General features: G+C 69.0%; 15 protein-coding genes and 1 tRNA gene. 9 read left to right on the top strand and 7 right to left on the bottom strand.

What is annotated here, in order from left to right; all coding sequences use genetic code 11:
* The first annotated feature begins 3 nt into the window (after window positions 1–3).
* From eboE to AB5J55_RS35755, 3 genes are all read left to right on the top strand, one after another.
* Window positions 4–1173: a metabolite traffic protein EboE gene (gene eboE, locus AB5J55_RS35745; RefSeq protein WP_369274585.1), complete on the top strand. Its 1170-nt coding sequence runs from the start codon at window positions 4–6 to the stop codon at window positions 1171–1173.
* The gene (locus AB5J55_RS35750) at window positions 1170–2690 is read left to right on the top strand and encodes an alkaline phosphatase family protein (RefSeq protein WP_369274586.1); all 1521 of its coding nucleotides are present in this window, start codon (window positions 1170–1172) and stop codon (window positions 2688–2690) included. The genes eboE and AB5J55_RS35750 overlap by 4 nt, the downstream gene beginning before the upstream one ends.
* Before the next feature lie 115 nt (window positions 2691–2805).
* Window positions 2806–3864, top strand: coding sequence for a sugar phosphate isomerase/epimerase family protein (locus tag AB5J55_RS35755; protein WP_369274587.1), 1059 nt, complete (start codon window positions 2806–2808; stop codon window positions 3862–3864).
* Window positions 3865–3929: 65 nt separating this feature from the next.
* On the opposite strand, the gene AB5J55_RS35760 is transcribed toward AB5J55_RS35755, so the two are convergent.
* The 5 genes from AB5J55_RS35760 to AB5J55_RS35780 all read right to left on the bottom strand — a co-directional run bounded on the left by AB5J55_RS35760 (window position 3930) and on the right by AB5J55_RS35780 (window position 11913).
* A complete protein-coding gene (locus AB5J55_RS35760; RefSeq protein ID WP_369274588.1) occupies window positions 3930–5318 on the bottom strand; it encodes an OFA family MFS transporter in 1389 nt (462 codons plus the stop codon).
* 1 nt (window position 5319) lies between these two features.
* Window positions 5320–6708, bottom strand: a complete 1389-nt coding sequence (locus AB5J55_RS35765; protein ID WP_369274589.1) for an OFA family MFS transporter — start codon at window positions 6706–6708, stop codon at window positions 5320–5322.
* A gap of 121 nt (window positions 6709–6829) precedes the next feature.
* On the bottom strand, window positions 6830–8974 hold the full coding sequence (locus AB5J55_RS35770) for an acetate--CoA ligase family protein (protein WP_369274590.1): 2145 nt from the start codon (window positions 8972–8974) through the stop codon (window positions 6830–6832).
* Between the two features lie 4 nt (window positions 8975–8978).
* The gene (frc, locus tag AB5J55_RS35775) at window positions 8979–10220 is read right to left on the bottom strand and encodes a formyl-CoA transferase (RefSeq protein ID WP_369274591.1); all 1242 of its coding nucleotides are present in this window, start codon (window positions 10218–10220) and stop codon (window positions 8979–8981) included.
* Window positions 10221–10230: 10 nt separating this feature from the next.
* Entirely contained in the window at window positions 10231–11913 is a 1683-nt protein-coding gene (locus tag AB5J55_RS35780; RefSeq protein WP_369274592.1) for a thiamine pyrophosphate-binding protein, read from the bottom strand.
* A 145-nt stretch (window positions 11914–12058) separates the two neighbouring features.
* Here AB5J55_RS35780 and sucC point away from each other — a divergent pair, with 145 nt between their 5' ends.
* The 3 genes from sucC (at window position 12059) to AB5J55_RS35795 (ending at window position 15798) form a co-directional block, all read left to right on the top strand.
* On the top strand, window positions 12059–13189 hold the full coding sequence (gene sucC / locus AB5J55_RS35785; RefSeq protein ID WP_369274593.1) for an ADP-forming succinate--CoA ligase subunit beta: 1131 nt from the start codon (window positions 12059–12061) through the stop codon (window positions 13187–13189).
* Window positions 13190–13203: 14 nt separating this feature from the next.
* Window positions 13204–14088, top strand: a complete 885-nt coding sequence (sucD, locus tag AB5J55_RS35790; protein ID WP_369274594.1) for a succinate--CoA ligase subunit alpha — start codon at window positions 13204–13206, stop codon at window positions 14086–14088.
* A 165-nt stretch (window positions 14089–14253) separates the two neighbouring features.
* Window positions 14254–15798: an aldehyde dehydrogenase family protein gene (locus tag AB5J55_RS35795; protein ID WP_369274595.1), complete on the top strand. Its 1545-nt coding sequence runs from the start codon at window positions 14254–14256 to the stop codon at window positions 15796–15798.
* 119 nt (window positions 15799–15917) lie between these two features.
* On the opposite strand, the gene AB5J55_RS35800 is transcribed toward AB5J55_RS35795, so the two are convergent.
* Entirely contained in the window at window positions 15918–17249 is a 1332-nt protein-coding gene (locus AB5J55_RS35800) for a DUF2254 domain-containing protein (protein WP_369274596.1), read from the bottom strand.
* Window positions 17250–17391: 142 nt separating this feature from the next.
* On the opposite strand from AB5J55_RS35800, the gene AB5J55_RS35805 reads away from it, so the two are divergent.
* A tRNA-Leu gene (locus AB5J55_RS35805) sits at window positions 17392–17476 on the top strand.
* Window positions 17477–17577: 101 nt separating this feature from the next.
* Window positions 17578–17943: an iron chaperone gene (locus AB5J55_RS35810; protein WP_369274597.1), complete on the top strand. Its 366-nt coding sequence runs from the start codon at window positions 17578–17580 to the stop codon at window positions 17941–17943.
* Between the two features lie 30 nt (window positions 17944–17973).
* On the opposite strand, the gene AB5J55_RS35815 is transcribed toward AB5J55_RS35810, so the two are convergent.
* Window positions 17974–18444 (bottom strand): MarR family winged helix-turn-helix transcriptional regulator, encoded by a 471-nt coding sequence (locus AB5J55_RS35815; RefSeq protein WP_369276379.1) that lies wholly within the window; start codon window positions 18442–18444, stop codon window positions 17974–17976.
* A 234-nt stretch (window positions 18445–18678) separates the two neighbouring features.
* On the opposite strand from AB5J55_RS35815, the gene AB5J55_RS35820 reads away from it, so the two are divergent.
* Complete coding sequence (locus tag AB5J55_RS35820) at window positions 18679–19893, top strand: cytochrome P450 (RefSeq protein ID WP_369274598.1); 1215 nt, start codon at window positions 18679–18681, stop codon at window positions 19891–19893.
* Window positions 19894–19906: the final 13 nt, after the last annotated feature.

Genomic DNA, 19906 nt, shown 5'->3' on the forward strand with positions numbered 1-19906 from the left:
CCCATGCGCTTCCGCCACCCCGATGGCTCCACCGTCCACCTCGCGTACTGCACCAACGTCCATCCGGCCGAGACCCTCGACGGCGTCCTCGCTCAACTCCGCGACCACTGCGAACCCGTCCGCCGACGGCTCGGCCGCGACCGCCTCGGTATCGGCCTGTGGCTCGCCAAGGACGCCGCCCACGCCCTCGTCACCGATCCGTCGGCCCTGCGCGGTCTGCGGACGGAGCTCGACAGGCGTGGCCTCGAGGTCGTCACCCTCAACGGCTTTCCGTATGAAGGCTTCGGTGCCGAAGAGGTGAAGTACCGCGTCTACAAGCCGGACTGGACCGACCCCGAGCGCCTCGACCACACCACCGCCCTGGCCCGCGTCCTTGCCGGCCTGCTCCCGGACGACGTCACTGAAGGCAGCATCTCCACACTGCCCCTCGCCTGGCGCACCGCCTATGACAAGCGCGGCGCCGAGACCGCCCGTGCAGCCCTGCTCACTCTCGCCCAACGTCTCGACGCTCTGCGGGAGTTGACCGGCCGCGATATCCGTGTCGGCCTCGAACCCGAGCCCGGCTGCATCGTCGAGACCACCGGCGATGCCATCGCCCCACTCACTGCGATCGGCCACGACCGCATCGGTATCTGCGTCGACACCTGTCACCTCGCCACCTCCTTCGAAGATCCGCACACCGCAATGGACTCGCTCGCCGAAGCCGGCGTCCCCGTCGTCAAGTCCCAGCTCTCGGCCGCCCTGCACGCCGAACACCCCCATCTCCCCGACGTTCGCGAGGCCCTCGCCGCCTTCGACGAGCCCCGCTTCCTGCACCAGACCCGCACTGCCACCTCCGCCGGCCTGCGCGGCACCGACGACCTGGGCGAGGCGCTCAAGGGCGACGCCCTGCCCGACGCCTCACCGTGGCGTGCCCACTTCCATGTCCCGCTCCACGCGGCCCCCGCCGCGCCCCTCACCTCCACACTCCCCGTACTCAAGGCCGCACTGACCCGCCTGGTCGGCGGCCCGCACCCGCTCACCCGCCATCTCGAGGTCGAGACCTACACCTGGCAGGCCCTCCCGGCCGAGCTGCGACCCCGCGCCCGCAGCCAGCTCGTCGACGGCATCGCCGCCGAACTCATGCTCGCCCGTGACCTGTTGACGGACCTCGGCCTGAAGGAGCTGCCATGACCGAGCGACCGGGGGCTGCCGGAACCGAGCGACAGGAGGCCGCCAGGGCGGAGCGACCGGAAGCCACCAGGACGGAGCGACCGGAACGGGCAGTCCCGACCACAGGTCAAGCAGCCCGACCGGAGGACGTCACTGGTGCCCACCGACCCACCCCGCTCCTCGTCCTCGACGTCGTCGGCCTCACCCCCCGTCTCCTCGACCACATGCCCCATCTCAAGACCCTCGCCCAGTCCGGCTCCCATGCACCGCTCGGCACCGTCCTGCCCGCCGTGACCTGCGCCGCCCAGTCCACCTTCCTGACCGGCACCCACCCGTCGGAGCACGGCATCGTCGGCAACGGCTGGTACTTCCGTGACCTCGGCGACGTACTCCTGTGGCGCCAGCACAACGGACTGGTCGCCGGTGACAAACTCTGGGACGCCGCCCGCCGGGCCCACCCCGGTTACACCGTCGCCAACATCTGCTGGTGGTACGCGATGGGCGCCGACACCGACATCACCGTCACCCCCCGTCCCATCTACTACTCCGACGGCCGTAAGGAACCCGACTGCTACACCCGGCCGCCCGCCCTGCACGACGAACTCACCGAGAAACTGGGCACCTTCCCGCTCTTCCACTTCTGGGGCCCCGGCGCCGATCTCGTCTCCAGCCGCTGGATCATCGACGCGACCCGTCACATCCTCCGCACCCGGCATCCCGACCTTGCCCTCTGCTACCTCCCTCACCTCGACTACGATCTGCAGCGCTTCGGCCCCGACGACCCGCGCTCGCTGAAAGCGGCCGCCGACCTGGACACGGCCATGGCCCCGCTCCTGGACGACGCCCGAGCCGAGGGCCGTACCGTGGTCGCGCTCTCCGAATACGGCATCACCCGCGCGGACCGACCCGTGGACATCAACCGGGCCCTGCGGCGGGCAGGCCTGCTGGAGGTGCACACGCAGGACGGCATGGAGTACCTCGACCCGATGGCGTCACGTGCCTTCGCCGTGGCCGACCACCAGATCGCGCACGTCTACGTACGCCGGCCGGAAGACCTCGACGCGACCCGGGCCGCACTGGACGGACTGCCCGGCATCGATCAACTCCTCGACGACGAGGGGAAGAAGGCCCATCATCTCGACCATCCGCGCTCCGGCGAGCTCGTCGCCGTCGCGGAGCCGGACGCCTGGTTCACGTACTACTACTGGCTGGACGATGCCCGCGCGCCCGACTTCGCGCGACTCGTCGAGATCCATCGCAAACCCGGCTATGACCCGGTCGAGCTCTTCATGGATCCCCTCGACCCCTACGTCAAGGTCAAGGCCGCGAGCGCGCTGGCGCGCAAGAAACTCGGCATGCGTTACCGCATGGCGGTCGTGCCCCTTGATCCGTCACCTATTCGCGGCAGCCACGGCCGCCTTCCTGTGAGCGACGACGACGGTCCGCTCCTCATCTGCTCCACCCCCCGCGCTGTCGGCGGCCGCGTCGCGGCCACCGATGTGAAGTCACTCCTGCTCCAACTCGCCGGTCTCGGCTGACGGATCACGACCGGCACGCAGCAGCTCGCCGGTCCCAACGACCCGTCTCTTCCGACTGGTCACAAGTGAAGCACTCACCACTGACAACGGCCTTCGATCACAGGGAGTTCCAGGCATGAGCCGCTTTTCCCAGACGGACCCCGAACTCACCCACCGCCTCACCAGACGAGGCATGCTCGGCGTCGCCGCGGGCACCACGGCCGCCGCGCTGCTGGGCGCCGCAGCACCCGCCGCGACCGCCGCACCGGGCACCGCAGCAGCCACAGCCTCCGGCAGCCGCGGGCATGGCCACGGCCGTCCCGTTCTCCCGCCCGGCCGCCTCGGCATCCAGCTCTACAGCCTGCGCGACAAGGTCTCCACGCTCGGCTTCGCCCCCGTCTTCGCCGAACTGGAGAAGTACGGTTACGACGAGGTCGAGTTCGCCGGCTACACACAGGGCTCGGCCGGCCCGATCACCCTCGCCCAGCTCAAGCGGCTGGCCCGGAACCACGGCCTGAACCCGATCGGCAGCCATGTCGGCTACTACTCCGACGACCCGGGCGCCTACACCTTCGCCCAGAACCTCACCAAGGTCCTCGACGACGCCCAGGCGCTCGGCCTGAAGCACATAGGAACCGCCTCCGGGCCGTTCCGCTACGGCTCCACCGTCGATGCCTGGAAGCGTGCCGCCGAGGAGTTCAACACCTACGGCGCGGCGGCGAGGGCGCGCGGCATGAAGTTCTACCAGCACAACCACTCCGAGGAGTTCTCCTTCGCCACCGACAACCCCAAGGTCCGTCTCTACGACGTGCTGCTCGCCGAGACCGACCCCGACCTCGTCTTCCTGGAGATGGACATCTTCTGGGCGTACTCGGGCCAGTTCCGCTTCTCGAAGCGACCCGACGGCTCCGCCGCCCCCTTCGAGCCGCTCGACTACGTGCTGAAGCAGCCGCACCGCTACCCGCTCTTCCACGTCAAGGACGGCGTGAGCGACCCGTCCAACCAGTACGGCTACGACATGGTCGACGTCGGCGACGGCGACATCGACTACAAGCGGTTCATCTCCGCCGTAACGAAGCTGCGCGGCCAGCGATTCGCCCACCACTGGCAGGCGGAACACGACAACCCGACCGACTCCCTGACGTTCGCACGCCGTTCGAGCAAGCATCTGCATTCGCTGCGGGAGAAGTGCTGACCGTCGTAGCGACGTGAGGAGGCCCTCCCCAGGACTGGGGAGGGCCTCCTCACGTTCGCGATCTGTCAGGGTGCGGGATGCGGCAGCGTTGTGCGGCCCGGCTGCCGCAACAGCAGCGCAATCCCCGCCGCCACCATCGATACGCCACCGGCGAGCGCGTACGCGCCGTCATAGCCCCACGCCGCGACCACCATGGAGCCGAGGCCGCCGCCGAACAGGCCGCTGATCAGCTTGCCGCTGTAGACGAGGCCGTAGTTGCTCGCGTTGTAGTTCTCACCGAAGTAGTCCGGGGTGAGCGACGCGAAGAGCGGGTAGAACGCGCCGCCGCCGAAGCCGGAGAGGAAGGCGAAGAACAGGAACAGCCACTCGCTTCTGACGTCGCCGGCCCAGATCACGCCGAACTGGGCGAGGCCCAGGACGACGATCACGAACACCAGGGTCGATTTGCGTCCCCAGCGATCGGACAGCCAGCCCACGACACCGCGGCCGATGCCGTTGATGACTGCCATCACGCCCATCGACGAAGCTGCGACGAGGGGGCCGAAGCCGACCTCCTTGGCGTAGTCGACCTGGAAGGAGATGCCGAAGATCGATACGCCTGCGGTCAGGACGATGGACAGCCACATCAGTGGGAGCATGCCTGTCCTGATGGCTTCCCGGGGCGTGTACTGCTTCACCGCCGGAGGGTTCTTGGCCAGGCTCACCGCGTTCTTCCGATCGCCCGGGTGCCTCAGTGGATCGATGTCGGCGGGCCACCAGTTCTTCGGGGGGTCCTTGAAGAAGAACGCGCATCCGAGGACGACGATCATGATGTAGCAGCCGATCAGGTCCAGCACCCGGTGGTAGTTCGCGGTGTCGAACCCGTAGTTGAAGATGAAGATGAACGGCAGAGATCCGTACGCGAACCCGCCATTGACGAACCCGGTGCGGGCGCCGCGCCGCTCGGGGAACCACTTGCCGACCATGTTGATGCAGGTCGCGTAGATCAGACCGGCGCCGATGCCGCCGATGACGCCGAATCCGAGGATCGCGAGCCAGACATTGCCCAGGTGCGACAGGGCGAGGAACCCCAGCAAGCACATGCCGGAGCCGATGTACATGGCGGTGCGGGCCGTCAGGATGCCTTTCTCCCGCAGCCAGCCCGCCGGGAAGGCGATGCCGGCCTGGAAGAACACCCAGACGCTGAGGATCCAGAAGGTGTTGCTCTGCGTCCAGCCGTGCGCGTGGGACAGGGTGTCCTCCGCGGAGCCGTACGCGTATTCGAAGACGCTGATGGCCATCATGGCGATCCACGGGAGATACACCATGAACTTGCGGGAGTGACCGAGGATGTCGCGGTCGGTCTCGCCGATGCGGTAGACGCGGCCTCGCGCGTCGGTCACCTCGCGGTAGGGACGGTGTGCGGCGTCGGATGGTGCGGACGAACTGCTTCCTGCGTACGGATCTGCCGTCATGTCAGGCCATGTCCTCGCCGAGCGGTCGTGGGTTGGCAACGATGCGGTTCTCGTCCTTGTCGCGTCCCGGTGGGCTGAGGAACAGCGCGACACAGCCGGCGAAGAGGGAGATGGAGCCGGCCAGGACGAAGGCGCCGGAGTGCCCCCAGGCGCTGACGACCACGGCACCCATGCCCGCGCCCAGGCCGGAGACGAGCTTGGCGCTGTAGACCATGCCGTAATTGGACGCGTTGTTGTTCTCGCCGAAATAGTCGGCGGTGAGCGCCGCGAACATCGGGAAGATGGCGCCGCCGCCGAAGCCGGAGATCGCGGAGAAGATCAGGAACAGGGTCAGGTTCTTGCTGTCCGCCGACCAGAGGATGCCGAACTGGGCGAGGCCCAGGATGACGCACACGGCGAGCAGGCACCGCTTGCGGCCGTAGAGGTCCGAGAGCCAGCCGATGACGCCACGGCCGGTACCGTTGACGATCGCCTTGAGGGACATGGCCGTGGCCACGATCCCGCCGGCGAATCCGGCTTCCTCACCGATGTCCACCTGGAACGCGATGCCGAAGATGTTCACGCCGGACGTGCACGCCAGACAGAACCACATCAGGGCCACCCGGCCGGTCTTCCATGCCTCCTTGGGGGAGTACTGATGGACCGCTGGAGGGTTCATCCGCAGCGAGCGCGCCGCGCGCGGGTCCTTCGGCGGGTTGAGCGGGTCGATGTCGGCGGGCCACCAGTTCTTCGGCGGGTCCCTGAAGAAGTAGCCGGAGAACGCGACGATTCCGGCCAGGAACACACCCACCGAGACCAGCACCCAGCGGAAGTTGGTCAGGTCCATGTAGCCGTTGAAGATGAAGACGAAGGGCACCGAGCCGTAGGCGAAACCGCCGTTGACGAACCCGGTCTTGCCGCCCTTGCGCTCCGGATACCACTTGCCCACCATGTTGACGCAGGTGGCGTACACCATGCCGGCGCCCATGCCGCTGAACATGCTGAAGCCGATATAGGCGAAGACGACATGCGGTGCGAATGCCAGCGACAGGTAGCCCAGCAACGTGCCTGTCGCGCCGCACATCATCGCCCAGCGGGCCGGTAGTTTTCCGCTCTCCCGCAATTTGCCCGCGGGAAAAGCCACCGCGGCCTGGAAGAAGACCCAGACGGTCATCATCCAGAAGATGTGCATGCTGTTCCAGCTGTGCGCGGTGTGCAGGGTGTCCTCGGCCGACGCGAACGCGTACTCGGCGGAGGAGATGCCCATCATGCCGATCCAGGGGAGGATCACCATCCACTTGCGCTTGCGACCCATGATGTCGATGTCGGACTCGCCCACGCGGTAGACGCGTCCGTTCTTGTCGGCCACCTCCCGATAGGCGGCGACCCTTGGAACGTCGGTGGTTGTCACGTTAGTTGCACCCCTTGCGTCGAAAGTTCTGGCCAGCGCCCCCTGTCCAATGCCTTTCGTGCGCGCGCGGGTCCCGGGGCCGGCCGACGCGCACCGTCGGCCGGCCCCCCGCTGCCTCACCTCATGAACCGCCCCCCAACAGTCCTGCCGCCCGCGCCCACCGGTACTTGGCGCCGAGCACCGCCACCGGCTTCTCGGTCGTGTACGGGTACGCCACGACCCCGCGCTCGTAGAGGTACTGGCAGGCCTCCTCGACCTCCACGTCACCCGCGAGCGAGGCGACGACGGGCTTCTGAATGCCGCGCTCCCGGAACTCGGCCACCACGCGCGCGGTGAGCTCCGCGAAGACCATCGGGGGAGTGACGATCGTGTGCCAGTAGCCGAGCACGAGTGAGTGGATGCGCGGATCCTCCAGACCGAGCCGGATCGTCGCCTCGTACGTCGACGGCGGCTCGCCCCCGGTGATGTCCACCGGGTTGCCCGCAGCCCCGAAGGGCGGGATGAACTTCCGGAAGGCCTCGTCCAGGTCCGGCGGAATCTCCATCAGGGACAGCCCGTTGTCGGTCACCGCGTCCGACAGCAGTACGCCGCTGCCGCCCGCCCCCGTGATGATCACGACGTTGTCGCCCTTGGGGGCGGGGAGCACCGGCAACGCGCGCGCGTACTCCAGCATTTCGTTGAGTCCTGGTGCCCTGATGACACCGGCCTGCTTCAGGATGTCCTCGTACACGGCGTCGTCGCCGGCGAGGGCTCCGGTGTGCGAGCCGGCGGCCTTCGCGCCCGCCGCCGTACGACCTGCCTTGAGGACGACGACCGGCTTCTTCGGGACGGTCGCCCGCGCGGCCTCGACGAACGCGCGCCCGTCCTTGAGGTCCTCCAGGTGCATCGCGATGCACTCGGTGTGCGGGTCCTCGCCGAACCAGGTCAGCAGGTCGTCCTCGTCCAGGTCCGACTTGTTACCGAGGCCGACGATCGCCGACACGCCCGTCTTCGTGGTCCGAGCGAAGCCCAGGATGGCCATCCCGATGCCGCCGGACTGCGAGGTCAGCGCCACCCCGCCCTTGACGTCGTACGGCGTGCAGAACGTGGCGCACAGGTCCTGCCACGTCGAGTAGTAGCCGTAGATGTTCGGCCCGAGCAGCCGGACGCCGTGCCGCTCGGCGATGGCCACGATCTCCTCCTGGAGTTCGTGCTCACCGGTCTCCGCGAACCCGGAGGGGATCAGCACGGCATTCGGGATCCCCTTGCGTCCCACCTCCTCCAGGGCCGAGGCCACGAACTTGGCGGGGATAGCGAAGACCGCCACATCCACCTCACCGGGAACGTCCGTCACACTCTTGTACGCCTTGCGGCCCAGAATGTCATCGGCCTTGGGGTTCACCGGATGGATGTCCCCGGCGAAACCACCGTCGATGAGGTTGCGCATGACCGAATTACCGATCTTGCCCTGCTCGTTGGAGGCGCCGATGACGGCGACCGACGACGGCTGCATCAGGCGGCGCATCGAGGTGAGGATCTCCTCGCGCGAGTAGCGGCGACGCGGCTTCGCGGTCGCTTCGGCGAGGATCACGCGGATGTCGGCCGCGACCGCCCCCTCCGCGGTCGCGATCACCGGGTTGAGGTCCACCTCGGCGATCTCCGGGAAGTCCGCCACGAGCTGCGAGACACGGCGGATCTGCTCGGCGAGCGCCCACCGGTCCACGGCCGCCTGGCCGCGCACCCCGCGCAGGATCTCCGCCGCCCGGATCGAGTCCAGCATGGACAGCGCCTCGTCGGCGTCCACAGGCGCGAGCCGGAAGGTCACGTCCTTGAGGACCTCGACGAGCACTCCGCCGAGCCCGAAGGCGACCACCTTCCCGAATGTCGGGTCGGTGACCGCGCCGACGATGACCTCCTGCCCCTGCGGGAGCAGTTCCTGGACCTGCACGCCCTCGATGCGCGCATCCGCGTCGTACGCGCGGGCGTTGTCGATGATCTTGTGGAAGGCGGCCCGTACGTCCGTCGCGCCCTCGACCCCGACGATCACGCCGCCGGCGTCGGTCTTGTGCAGGATGTCGGGCGAGACGATCTTCATCACCACCGGCCCGCCGAAGCGCGCCGCGTAGGCCACCGCCTCGTCGACGTCCGTCGCGAGTTCCTCGCCGGGTACGGCGATCCCGTAAGCGTCGGCGATCACCTTGCCCTCGGGCGCGGTCAGCGCCGTGCGTCCCTCACCCCGCACGGAGTCGAGGAGCGTCCGCACCCGCAGGACGCGGTCTTCGGCCATCACGTCAGATCACTCCGTTCGACTTGAGCAGGCGCAGTTCCTCGTCGCCGAGGCCGAGCTCGCCGACGTAGACCTCTTCGTTGTGCTGGCCGAGCAACGGCGAACTGCTCACCTCGACGGGGGAGTCGGAGAGCTTCAGCGGGCTGCCGACGGTCACGAAGTCGCCCCGCTCGGGGTGCGGCACGGTGACGACCATCTCGTTGGCGACCAGCGAGGAGTCCTCGATGATCTCCTTGGTGGAAAGGATCGGCCCGCACGGGATGTTGTGTGCGTTGAGCCGCTCCAGCACCTCCCACTTGGGCAGGGTCGAGGACCACTCCTCGATCAGCTGGAACATCTTGCTCAGCTTGGGCAGCCGGGCCTCCGGCGTCGCCCACTCGGGGTCGTCGGCGAGTTCGGGCCGGCCGATGAGCTCGCTGAGCGGCTGCCAGCCGACCGGCTGCACGATGACGTACACGTAGTCGTTCGGGCCGCCCGGCGCGCACTTGACCGCCCAGCCGGGCTGACCGCCGCCGGACGCGTTTCCCGAGCGGGGAACTTCCGTGCCGAAGTCCTCGTTCGGATATTCAGCAAGCGGCCCATGTGTCAGGCGCTGCTGGTCCCTCAGCTTCACCCGGCACAGGTTGAGTACAGCGTGCTGCATGGCCACGTTGACCCGCTGCCCACGCCCGGTGTTCTCGCGCTGGAACAGCGCCGCGAGAATCCCCGCGACGGCGTGCACACCCGTCCCCGAGTCCCCGATCTGGGCTCCGGTCGCCAGCGGCGGCCCGTCCTCGAAACCGGTGGTCGACATCGACCCACCCATGGCCTGCGCGACGACCTCGTACGCCTTGAAGTTGGTGTACGGACCGTCGCCGAACCCCTTGATGGAGGCATAGACGATACGCGGATTGATCTCCTGGATGCGGTCCCAGGTGAAGCCCATGCGGTCGACCGCGCCCGGTCCGAAGTTCTCGACCATGACGTCGGAGCGCCGGATCAGCTCGGTGAGGATCTCCTTGCCGCGCTCGGTCTTGGTGTTGAGGGTGATGCTCCGCTTGTTGCAATTGAGCATCGTGAAGTAGAGGGAGTCGACGTCCGGGAGATCGCGCAGCTGCTTGCGCGTGATGTCACCGGTCGGCGCCTCCAGCTTGACGACGTCCGCGCCGAGCCAGGCGAGCAGCTGGGTCGCGGAGGGGCCGGATTGGACATGAGTCATGTCCAGGACGCGGATGCCTTCGAGAGCCTTGGTCGGCGTTCCAGTCATGGAGGCCACCTCACTTGTACATGGTCTGGTTCATGGTTCCGGGGGCGTACGCGTCGGGATCGACCCAGACGTTGATCAGCGAGGGCTTCCCGGACTCGCGGGCGCGCCGCAGGGCGGGGCCGATGTCGGCGGGGTCACGGACCTCCTCGCCGTAACCGCCGAGCATCTGCGCGAACTTGTCGTAGTGGACGTCGCCGAGCGTGTTGCCGACCCGCTCGCGCTCCAGGCCGTACTTCTGGGCCTGGCCGTAGCGGATCTGGTTCATCGAGGAGTTGTTGCCGACGATGCCGACGAAGGGGAGGTTGTAGCGGACGAGAGTCTCGAAGTCCCAGCCGGTGAGGGAGAACGCGCCGTCGCCGAAGAGCGCGACGACCTCCTTGTCGGGCCGGGCCTGCTTGGCCGCGAGCACGAACGGCACCCCGACGCCGAGCGTGCCCAGCGGTCCCGGGTCCATCCAGTGCCCGGGCGACTTGGGCTGCACGACCTGCCCGGAGAAGGTGACGATGTCGCCGCCGTCGCCGATGTAGATCGAGTCCTCGGTCAGGAAGTCGTTGATCTCGCTGACCAGCCGGTACGGGTGGATCGGTGAGGCGTCCGACTTCAGGCTCGGCAGCCGCTTCTCCAGGGCGGTCTGTTCGGCAGCGCGCAGCTCGTCGAGCCACTCCTTGCGCTTCGACGCGCCCCCGTTGACGCGCCCGGAGGCGGCCTCGGTCACCGACTTCAGCACCAGCCCGGCGTCGCCCACGATCCCGAGGTCGATATCGCGGTTCTTGCCGACGGTGCGGTAGTCGAGGTCGATCTGCACGACGGTCGCATCGGGCGACAGCCGCTTGCCGTAGCCCATGCGGAAGTCGAAGGGCGTGCCGACGATGACGATGACGTCGGCGTTGGAGAATGCGTACCGGCGCGACAGCTGGAAGTGGTGCGGGTCGCCGGGCGGGAGCGTGCCGCGGCCGGCCCCGTTCATGTACGCGGGGATGTTGAGGGTGCGGACGAGCTCGATGGCCGCCTCGGTGCCGCGTGTCGTCCATACCTGGCTGCCGAGCAGGATGGCCGGCTTCTCGGCGTGGACCAGCAGGTCGGCGAGCTTCTCGATGGCCTCGGGGTCGCCGGCCGAGCGGGTGGAGGCACGGTAGGCGCCGGCCTTGGGCACGCGTGCCTTGGCCGCCGGCACCTTGGCGTCGAGGACGTCGCGCGGGATCTCCAGGAAGGAGGGCCCGGGCGCACCGTGGTAGCACTCGCGGAACGCCATCGACACCATGTCCGCCGCGCGCGCCGTGTCCGGCACGGCCGCCGCGAACTTGGTGATCGGCGTCATCATGTCGACGTGCGGCAGGTCCTGCAGGGACCCCATCTTGTGCTGGGTGAGGGCGCCCTGGCCGCCGATGAGCAGCATCGGGGACTCGGCGCGGAAGGCGTTGGCGACGCCGGTGACGGCGTCGGTGGTGCCGGGACCCGCGGTGACGACCGCGCAGCCGGGCTTGCCGGTGATGCGGGCGTAGCCGTCGGCGGCGTGGGCGGCGACCTGCTCGTGGCGGACGTCGACGACTTCGATGCCCTCGTCGACGCAGCCGTCGTAGATGTCGATGATGTGGCCGCCGCACAAGGTGTAGATGCGGTCGACCCCCTCGGCCTTCAGCGCCTTGGCAACGAGATGACCACCGGAAATGACGTCCTGGGTGTCGTCGGGCATGGCGAAGTCCTGTCCCTTCGTAGGGGGTTGGAACGGCTCTCGCGGTACATTGCATACAGTCGACGAATACTGTATGAACCTTGTTATCCCGCATCCGGTGGGTGGTGTCCAGGGGGCGTGCGGCACTTTTGAGTCAGGAGCCGGAATGGACCTGTACGAGCACCAGGCAAGGGAACTCTTCAAGGAACACGGCATCTTGGTGCCGAGGGCTGAGGTGACCGACTCACCCAAGGAAGCCCGCGAGATCGCACGTCGGCTCGGTGGCCGGGTCGTGGTCAAGGCGCAGGTGAAGACCGGTGGCCGGGGCAAGGCGGGCGGCGTGAAGCTCGCCGCGGACCCTGCCGCTGCCGAGCTCACGGCACGCCAGATCCTCGGCATGGACATCAAGGGCCACACGGTCGGCAAGGTGATGCTGGCCCAACCCGTCGACATCGAGACCGAGTTCTACGTGTCCTTCGTCCTCGACCGCGCGGCGGGCCGCTTCCTCGCGATCGCCTCGGCCGAAGGCGGAATGGACATCGAGGAGGTGGCTGCCACTCGTCCGGAGGCCGTGGCCCGCGTCCCCGTCGACCCCGCCGAGGGCGTCACCTCAGCGAAGGCCGCCGAGATCGCGGAAGCGGCCGGACTGCCGCCGCAGACCGTCGACGTCCTCATACGACTCTGGGAGGTGCTGGTCCGCGAGGACGCCGTCCTGGTCGAGGTGAACCCGCTGGTCCGTACCGGACAGGGACAGATCCTCGCCCTCGACGGCAAGGTCACCCTCGACGACAACGCCCGCTTCCGGCAGGCACGTTGGGGCGCCGAGGGCGTGGAGCACGACGACGCGCTGGAGGCCGCGGCGGCCGCAAAGGGCCTCAACTACGTCAAGCTCGACGGCGAGGTCGGCATCATCGGCAACGGCGCCGGCCTCGTCATGTCCACCCTCGACGTCGTCGCGGGCTGCGGTGCCCGCCCCGCGAACTTCCTCGACATCGGCGGCGGCGCATCGGCCCAGATCATGGCCGACGGGCTGTCGGTCATCCTCTCCGACCCGGCCGTGAAGTCGGTCTTCGTCAACGTCTTCGGCGGGATCACCGCCTGTGACGCCGTCGCCGACGGCATCGTGCAGGCGCTGGACACCGTCCAGTTGACCAAGCCACTCGTCGTGCGCCTCGACGGAAACAACGCCGCCCGGGGCCGGGCCATCCTCGACGACCGCGCCCACCCCCTGGTCCAGCAGGCCGCCACCATGGACGGCGCCGCGCTGCGGGCCGCTCAACTCGCCACCACAGCCTGAGGAGACGTGACGACATGGCCATCTACCTCACCAAGGAGAGCAAGGTCCTCGTCCAGGGCATGACCGGCGGCGAAGGCATGAAGCACACCCGGCGCATGCTCGCCGCCGGCACGAACGTCGTCGGCGGCGTCAACCCGCGCAAGGCCGGCCGCACCGTCGACTTCGACGACCGAGCCGTCCCCGTCTTCGGGTCGGTCGCCGACGGGATGCGCGCGACCGGCGCCGACGTGACCGTGGTCTTCGTGCCGCCCGCCTTCACGAAGGCGGCAGTCGTCGAGGCCGCCGACGCAGGCATCGGACTCGCCGTCGTCATCACGGAGGGCATCCCGGTCCACGACTCCGTCGCCTTCACCTCGTACGCGAAGGCGAAGGGCACCCGCATCATCGGCCCCAACTGCCCCGGCCTGATCACCCCTGGCCAGTCCAACGCGGGCATCATCCCGGCCGACATCACCAAGCCCGGCCGCATCGGCCTGGTCTCCAAGTCCGGCACGCTCACTTACCAACTGATGTACGAGCTGCGCGACATCGGCTTTTCTACGTGTGTCGGCATCGGCGGCGACCCGGTCGTCGGCACCACCCACATCGACTGCCTGGCAGCCTTCCAGGACGACCCCGACACCGAACTCATCGTCCTCATAGGGGAGATCGGCGGCGACGCGGAGGAGCGCGCGGCCGCCTACATCCGCGGCCACGTCACCAAGCCGGTGGTCGGCTACATCGCCGGATTCACCGCCCCCGAGGGCAAGACGATGGGGCACGCGGGCGCGATCGTGTCCGGCACGTCCGGCACGGCCGCGGCGAAGAAGGAGGCGCTGGAGGCGGTGGGGGTACGGGTCGGCGGCACGCCCACCGAGACGGCGCGCCTGGTCCTGGACCGCCTGGACGCGGACACGTGATGTCACTCATAGTCCACGCGGAGTCACTTTCAGGCGAGCGTGCATCCCGCTAGCTTCCGCCGTAGCCATGTACGACCGCCCGCCCGTCTCCCAGCACCGCCCTTCCCCGGAAGGGCCCTGCGGGCCCCTGTTTCTCTCGACTGTGCACCGAGAGCGGAGAATCCGATGGCAACCACCCTCACCCTCAAATCCGGCACCTCGTGGGCCGACGCCTGGCAGCGCTGCCTCGCGGTCGCCCCCGAGGCCTTCCGGGACGACCGTGTCCTCAACCTCTGGAACTCCACCTGGCAGGCGGACGGCCGGGCCCTGCCCGCCACCAGCCCCGTCGACGGCGGCCCGATCGCCGGCCCGCCGCGCCTGGACCGGGCCACCGCCCACCAGGCCGTGCGCGCGTCGCTGGACCAGCACCGCGCCTGGCGGCACATCCCGCTGGAAGAGCGCCGAGCCCGCGTCGCGGCCACCCTCGACGCCCTGACCCAACACCGGGACCTGCTCGCCCTGCTGCTCGTCTGGGAGATCGGCAAGCCCTGGCGGCTGGCCCGGGCGGACGTCGACCGGGCCATCGACGGCGTGCGCTGGTACGTCGACGGCATCGAGCCGATGGTCGCCGGCCGGGCCCCGCTGGACGGGCCGGTGTCCAACATCGCGAGCTGGAACTACCCGATGAGCGTGCTCGTTCACGCAGTGTTGGTACAAGCACTGGCAGGCAACGCGGCCATCGCCAAGACCCCGACCGACGGCGGTGTCGCCTGTCTGACCCTGGCCTGCGCGCTGGCCGCCCGCGAGGGAATCCCCGTCACCCTCCTCAGCGGCAGCGGGGGCGAGCTGTCGGAGGCGCTGGTGCGGGCGCCCGAGATCGGCTGCGTCTCCTTCGTCGGCGGCCGCGACACCGGCGCCGCGGTGGCCACGGCAGTCGCCGACCTGGGCAAACGACACGTACTCGAACAGGAGGGACTCAACACCTGGGGCATCTGGAACTACACGGACTGGGACGCGCTCACGGCGGTCGTGCCCAAGCTCTTCGACTACGGCAAACAGCGCTGCACGGCGTACCCGCGCTTCGTCGTCCAGCGTGAGCTGTTCGACGAGTTCCTCGCGGCGTACCTCCCGGCGGTGCGCACGCTCAGGGTCGGCCACCCGCTGGCGGTGGAGAAACGGGACGACGACCCCTTCCCGCAACTGGACTTCGGGCCGGTGATCAACGCCGCCAAGGCGAAGGAACTCCAGGACCAGGTCGCCGAGGCGATCGACCGCGGTGCCGTCCCGCTGCACCGGGGCAAGCCGGCGGACGCCCGCTTCCTGCCCGGCCAGGACACCTCGGCGTACGTCCAGCCGGTCACGCTGCTCAATCCACCCCCGTCCTCCCCGCTCCACCATGCGGAACCTTTCGGTCCGGTCGACACCATCGTCCTGGTCGACACGGAGGCGGAGCTGCTGGCGGCGATGAACGCGTCCAACGGCGCGCTGGTCGCCACGCTGTCCACGGACGACCGGGCGACCTACGACCGCCTGGCCCCGCAGATCCGCGCGTTCAAGGTCGGCCACGGCAAGCCGCGCTCCCGCGGCGACCGTGACGAACTGTTCGGCGGCTTCGGCGCGTCCTGGCGCGGGGCGTTCGTCGGCGGCGAGCTGCTGGTGCGCGCGGTGACACAAGGGCCGGCGGGGGAGAGGTTGCCCGGGAACTTCCCGGAGTACCAGCTCAGCCCCTGAGGAGGGGCGTCGCGTCCGGCGCCGGGTGCGCCACGCGCTCTGCCGAGCGGGTGCCCGGCGTCGGTCGCCGACGCGATGGCTCTGGGGGCCTGTTGCGCCCCTGGCTGATCTGCGATCGGTCAGCCGATGCCCTGGCGGTCCGGATGCAGGGCGAAGGCGCGGTCCGACGGGAACTGCTCGGCGCGGTCGACCGCCTGGTGGAGGAGTTCGCGGTGGCGCGAGAGCGGCTCGCTGCGTTCCGGCGGTGCGAGCAGAAGAAGGTCGTCCAGGCCGGCCAGCATGCGCCGTGAGACCTGCGGGCTGCCGACGGCGCAGCCCCGTACCTCGGTGAACCCGAGATCCACCAACTCGGTCCACCCCGGCACGGGCTGCACCAGGCGCACCACCCCGCGCCGGTCCCGGTGCAGGGCGGCGTCCAACGGCCGACGGCTCAGCGCGGCCAGGAACTGGACGACACGGTCCAGCGCCTGGACGGCGGTCGTCGGGTCGTTGATCGCGGGCGACAGGGCGCGCAGTGCGATGTCGGACAACTGTCGCAGCCCGAAGCCGAGATCCTGGTGATAGGTCCGCTCCACACCCACCGAGATCGTGTACCGCAGCGCCCGGCGTGGCGGGGCCGCGCCGCCGTGCACCGATAGCAAGGGCGTGCCAGGCACCACGAAGTCCCCGATGCGGGGGATCAGCCGCAGCACCACGCCGTGTTTGCGAGCCACCCGGACCAACCGCGTGATGTGGACGTCCCGCAGCACCCCGGCCCGGCCCTCGTGCGGCACCCAAGCGGTCGCGGTGCCGAGGTCGGGCGTGTCCGGTCCGTCCGCCGACACGGGCGTCGACGCGGCCACCCGGAAGGACTCGGTGGCGATCCGTGCGATCACGTGGCTGATCCGCATCAGCCGCAGGGTGGTGTTCACGTACAGCACGAAGAGCAACAGGCTCAACGCGACCATGCAGAGCGTGAGAACCGACTGCACCAGAGGCACCGTCGTGACGGCACGGGCGTCGTCGGCGGTGTCGAAGGAGGTCAGCACCAGCAGGCTCAGCACGAAGGTCGCCAGGAAGACCGCGAAGGTCGCCTTGGTGATCCGGCTCCGCACGAAGAGCCGGACCACGCGCGGGGTGAACTGCCCGCTCGCCATCTGCACGGCCACCAGCGAGATGCTGAAGACCACGCCGATGAAGGTCATCATCGCCGAGGCGACGGCGCTCACCACGGCCTTCGCGTCGTCCGCGAACCGCAGCAGATCGTCGAGCGTCTCGTAGTCGCCGTCCTTCTGCAGCGCCTCGACGATGGCTGCGTCGAGCGCTTGCGCCACCAGCCAGACCGCGAAGACGGTCACCATCGCAGCGGTGGGGGCGAACCAGAACGTGTCCCGCAGATGCTCCCTGAGGGGCGACAGCGCACGCGGGCGACGCCCTGCGGCAGGGCTCTGCGTAACCGGCCAGTCACTCATGATGCGACCCTAAGGGCATCGGGCCGCGCGGTCCCGGACCCCCGCCCGGTGGGCGGAAACGCAGGTGAAAGGCACTCCGAAACCTTGGTATTGTTGTCCACGTCGCCACCGGGGAGGCCCCCGGCAAGGCGGCAGACACCTAGTCCGGGTGGCGGAATGGCAGACGCGCTAGCTTGAGGTGCTAGTGCCCTTTATCGGGCGTGGGGGTTCAAGTCCCCCCTCGGACACAGATCATTTGCAACCCGTGCGGGTCGAGGGTCACCTCGACCCGCACGGGTTGTTTGTTGGAGCGATTGATCCGCACCGCCTCGGGGCTTAGCCTCGCCGCATGGTGCGGAGCGCGGCGGAGGATGTCGACGGTTATCTGGCCGAGGTGCCGGTGGAGCGCAGGCAGGCCCTGACGCGGCTGCGGCAGTTGTGCCGCGCGGAACTGCAGGGCTTCAGCGAGGTCATGGCCTACGGCATGCCGACGTACCAGCGCGAGGGTGAGGCCGAGATCGCGTTCGCGAGTCAGCGGCAGTACATCTCCTTCTATCTGATGCGCCCTGATGTCCGTGACGCCTTCCAGGCACGGCTGGCCGCACAGGACATGGGCAAGGGATGCCTGCGCTTCCGTAATCCGGAGAAGATCGATTTCGACCTCGTACGCGATCTGCTGCGGGCCGCGGTGGGCGACCGGGGCCCGATCTGCTGACCGTGCCGGCCATGCCGCCAGGGGCCGTCGTCAGTTCCCCGCGTTCCTCGGCCAAGGGCGGCCGGTGATGCGTTCGATGTCGGTGTTGAACTGCCGTAGATCGGCGATGAACCGGTCCAGGTGTTCGGGGGCCCACTCGGCCACGACCGTCGACAGGCCGGTGACGATTCCTTCGCGTTGTTCCGCGAGCAGCCTGAGTCCCCGCTGCGTGATGCGGAACTTGCGTGCCACCCCGCCGGACGGATCGAGGGTCCGCTCCACCAGGCCGTTGCGCAGAAGGGCCGAGGTCTGCCGGGTGAACGTCGACGCCGCGAGCCCGAAGGCCTCGACGAAGTCCGGGATGGACATCGCTCCCTGGGTCTCGAGCCGAGTGAGGAGCACGTAGGCGCTCTGGTCCAGCGGGTCCCCGCCGCGTGGGCCCCGCGGTGCCCGCATCTCCTTGTGGCGGGTGAGGATCAGCAGTTCCCGCTCGATGCGCTCCGCGGCTTCTCGGGCGTCCACGCCGATCTCCTTCCAGGCCGAATCGGCCAAGTCCGCAGCTCCTGGAGGTCCCGGAGGTCCTTGAGGCCCTTGAGGCCCCGGGAGGCTCCGGAGGCCCACCCTACGGTGAGATTGCGCCATACACGGAAAGTGCATCATGCACTCTTGATGCATGATGCACAACGTGCGTAGCGTGCCGTGCTGTGAACGCTTCCGCGTCGCTCACCCACCTCCCCCCACCCAAGGTGATGCCAGATGCGCGAGAACGACCTGTTGCGGCTGCCTCTTCCCACCGACAACCCCCTGGAGCCCCCGGTCGAATGGGAGCAACTGCGCGGCCGGTGCCCGGTGGCCACCGTTGAACTCCCCAGCGGGGACAAGGCGACCTATCTGACCCGCTACGACCACGTCAAAGCCCTGCTGGCCGACCCCCGTTTCACCCGCCCGACGGCCGAGGACGGCGCGGCCCGGATCGCTCCCGAAGGCGCCGGTGGCCCCGCCGCCGACGGCACCACCACCCTGGCCCTGCCCGACCGCGGGGAGCCGCACCTTCGGTGGCGACGGCAGGTGGGCAAGTACTTCACCGCCAAGCGCATGACGGCGCTGCGCCCCGGCATGGCACGTGTCGCCGAGGGCCTCGTCGACGACATGGTCCGCAGCGGACAGCCCGCCGACCTCAAGGCCGGCCTCGGCTTCCCGCTGCCCGTCTACGTCATCTGCGACATCCTCGGCGTCCCCGCCGAGGACCGGGACCGCTTCTCGCACTGGTCCGACGCCTTCCTCAACGTCAGCCGCTACACCGGCGCCCAGACCCGGGCGGCGTACACCGAGTTCGCCGAGTACATGTCCGCGCGCATCGCGGCGACGCGCGCCGAACCCGGCGACGACCTGATCAGCATGGTGATCGGGGAGAGTGAGGGAGAGGGGCAGGGGCTCAGCGACGACGAGTTGCTCGGCACCGCCATGGGTCTCCTGGTCGCCGGACACGAGACCACCGCCAACATGATCGGCAAGATGGTCGCCATGCTGCTCGCCGACCGCACCCGGTGGGAACTGCTGCTGACCGATCCCGCCCTGGTACGCACCGCGGTCGACGAGGCGCTGCGCTTTGACGCCAACCTCGGTTTCGGCATCCGGCGTTACCTCACCGAGGACGTCGAGGTCGACGGCGAGCTGCTGCCGAGCGGCACGACCGTCGTGTGCGGCATGCCGGCCGCCAACCGTGACGAACGGGTCTTCGCCGACGCGGACGACATGGTGCTGTCCCGGTCCCCGAACCCCCACCTCACCTTCGGCGCCGGACCGCACGCCTGCCTGGGCCAGAGCCTGGCGCGCACCGAGCTCCAGGTCACGCTCGAGGTACTTCTGCGCAAGCTGCCGACACTCCAACTCGACGTACCAGTTGTTGAGTTGAAGCGGGTCGAGGGGCTCCTCGTCGGTGGACTGCGCACGGTGCCCGTCCGGTGGTGACGGCTCCCGCACA

The organism is Streptomyces sp. R11 (genome assembly GCF_041051905.1).
GTDB lineage: Bacteria > Actinomycetota > Actinomycetes > Streptomycetales > Streptomycetaceae > Streptomyces.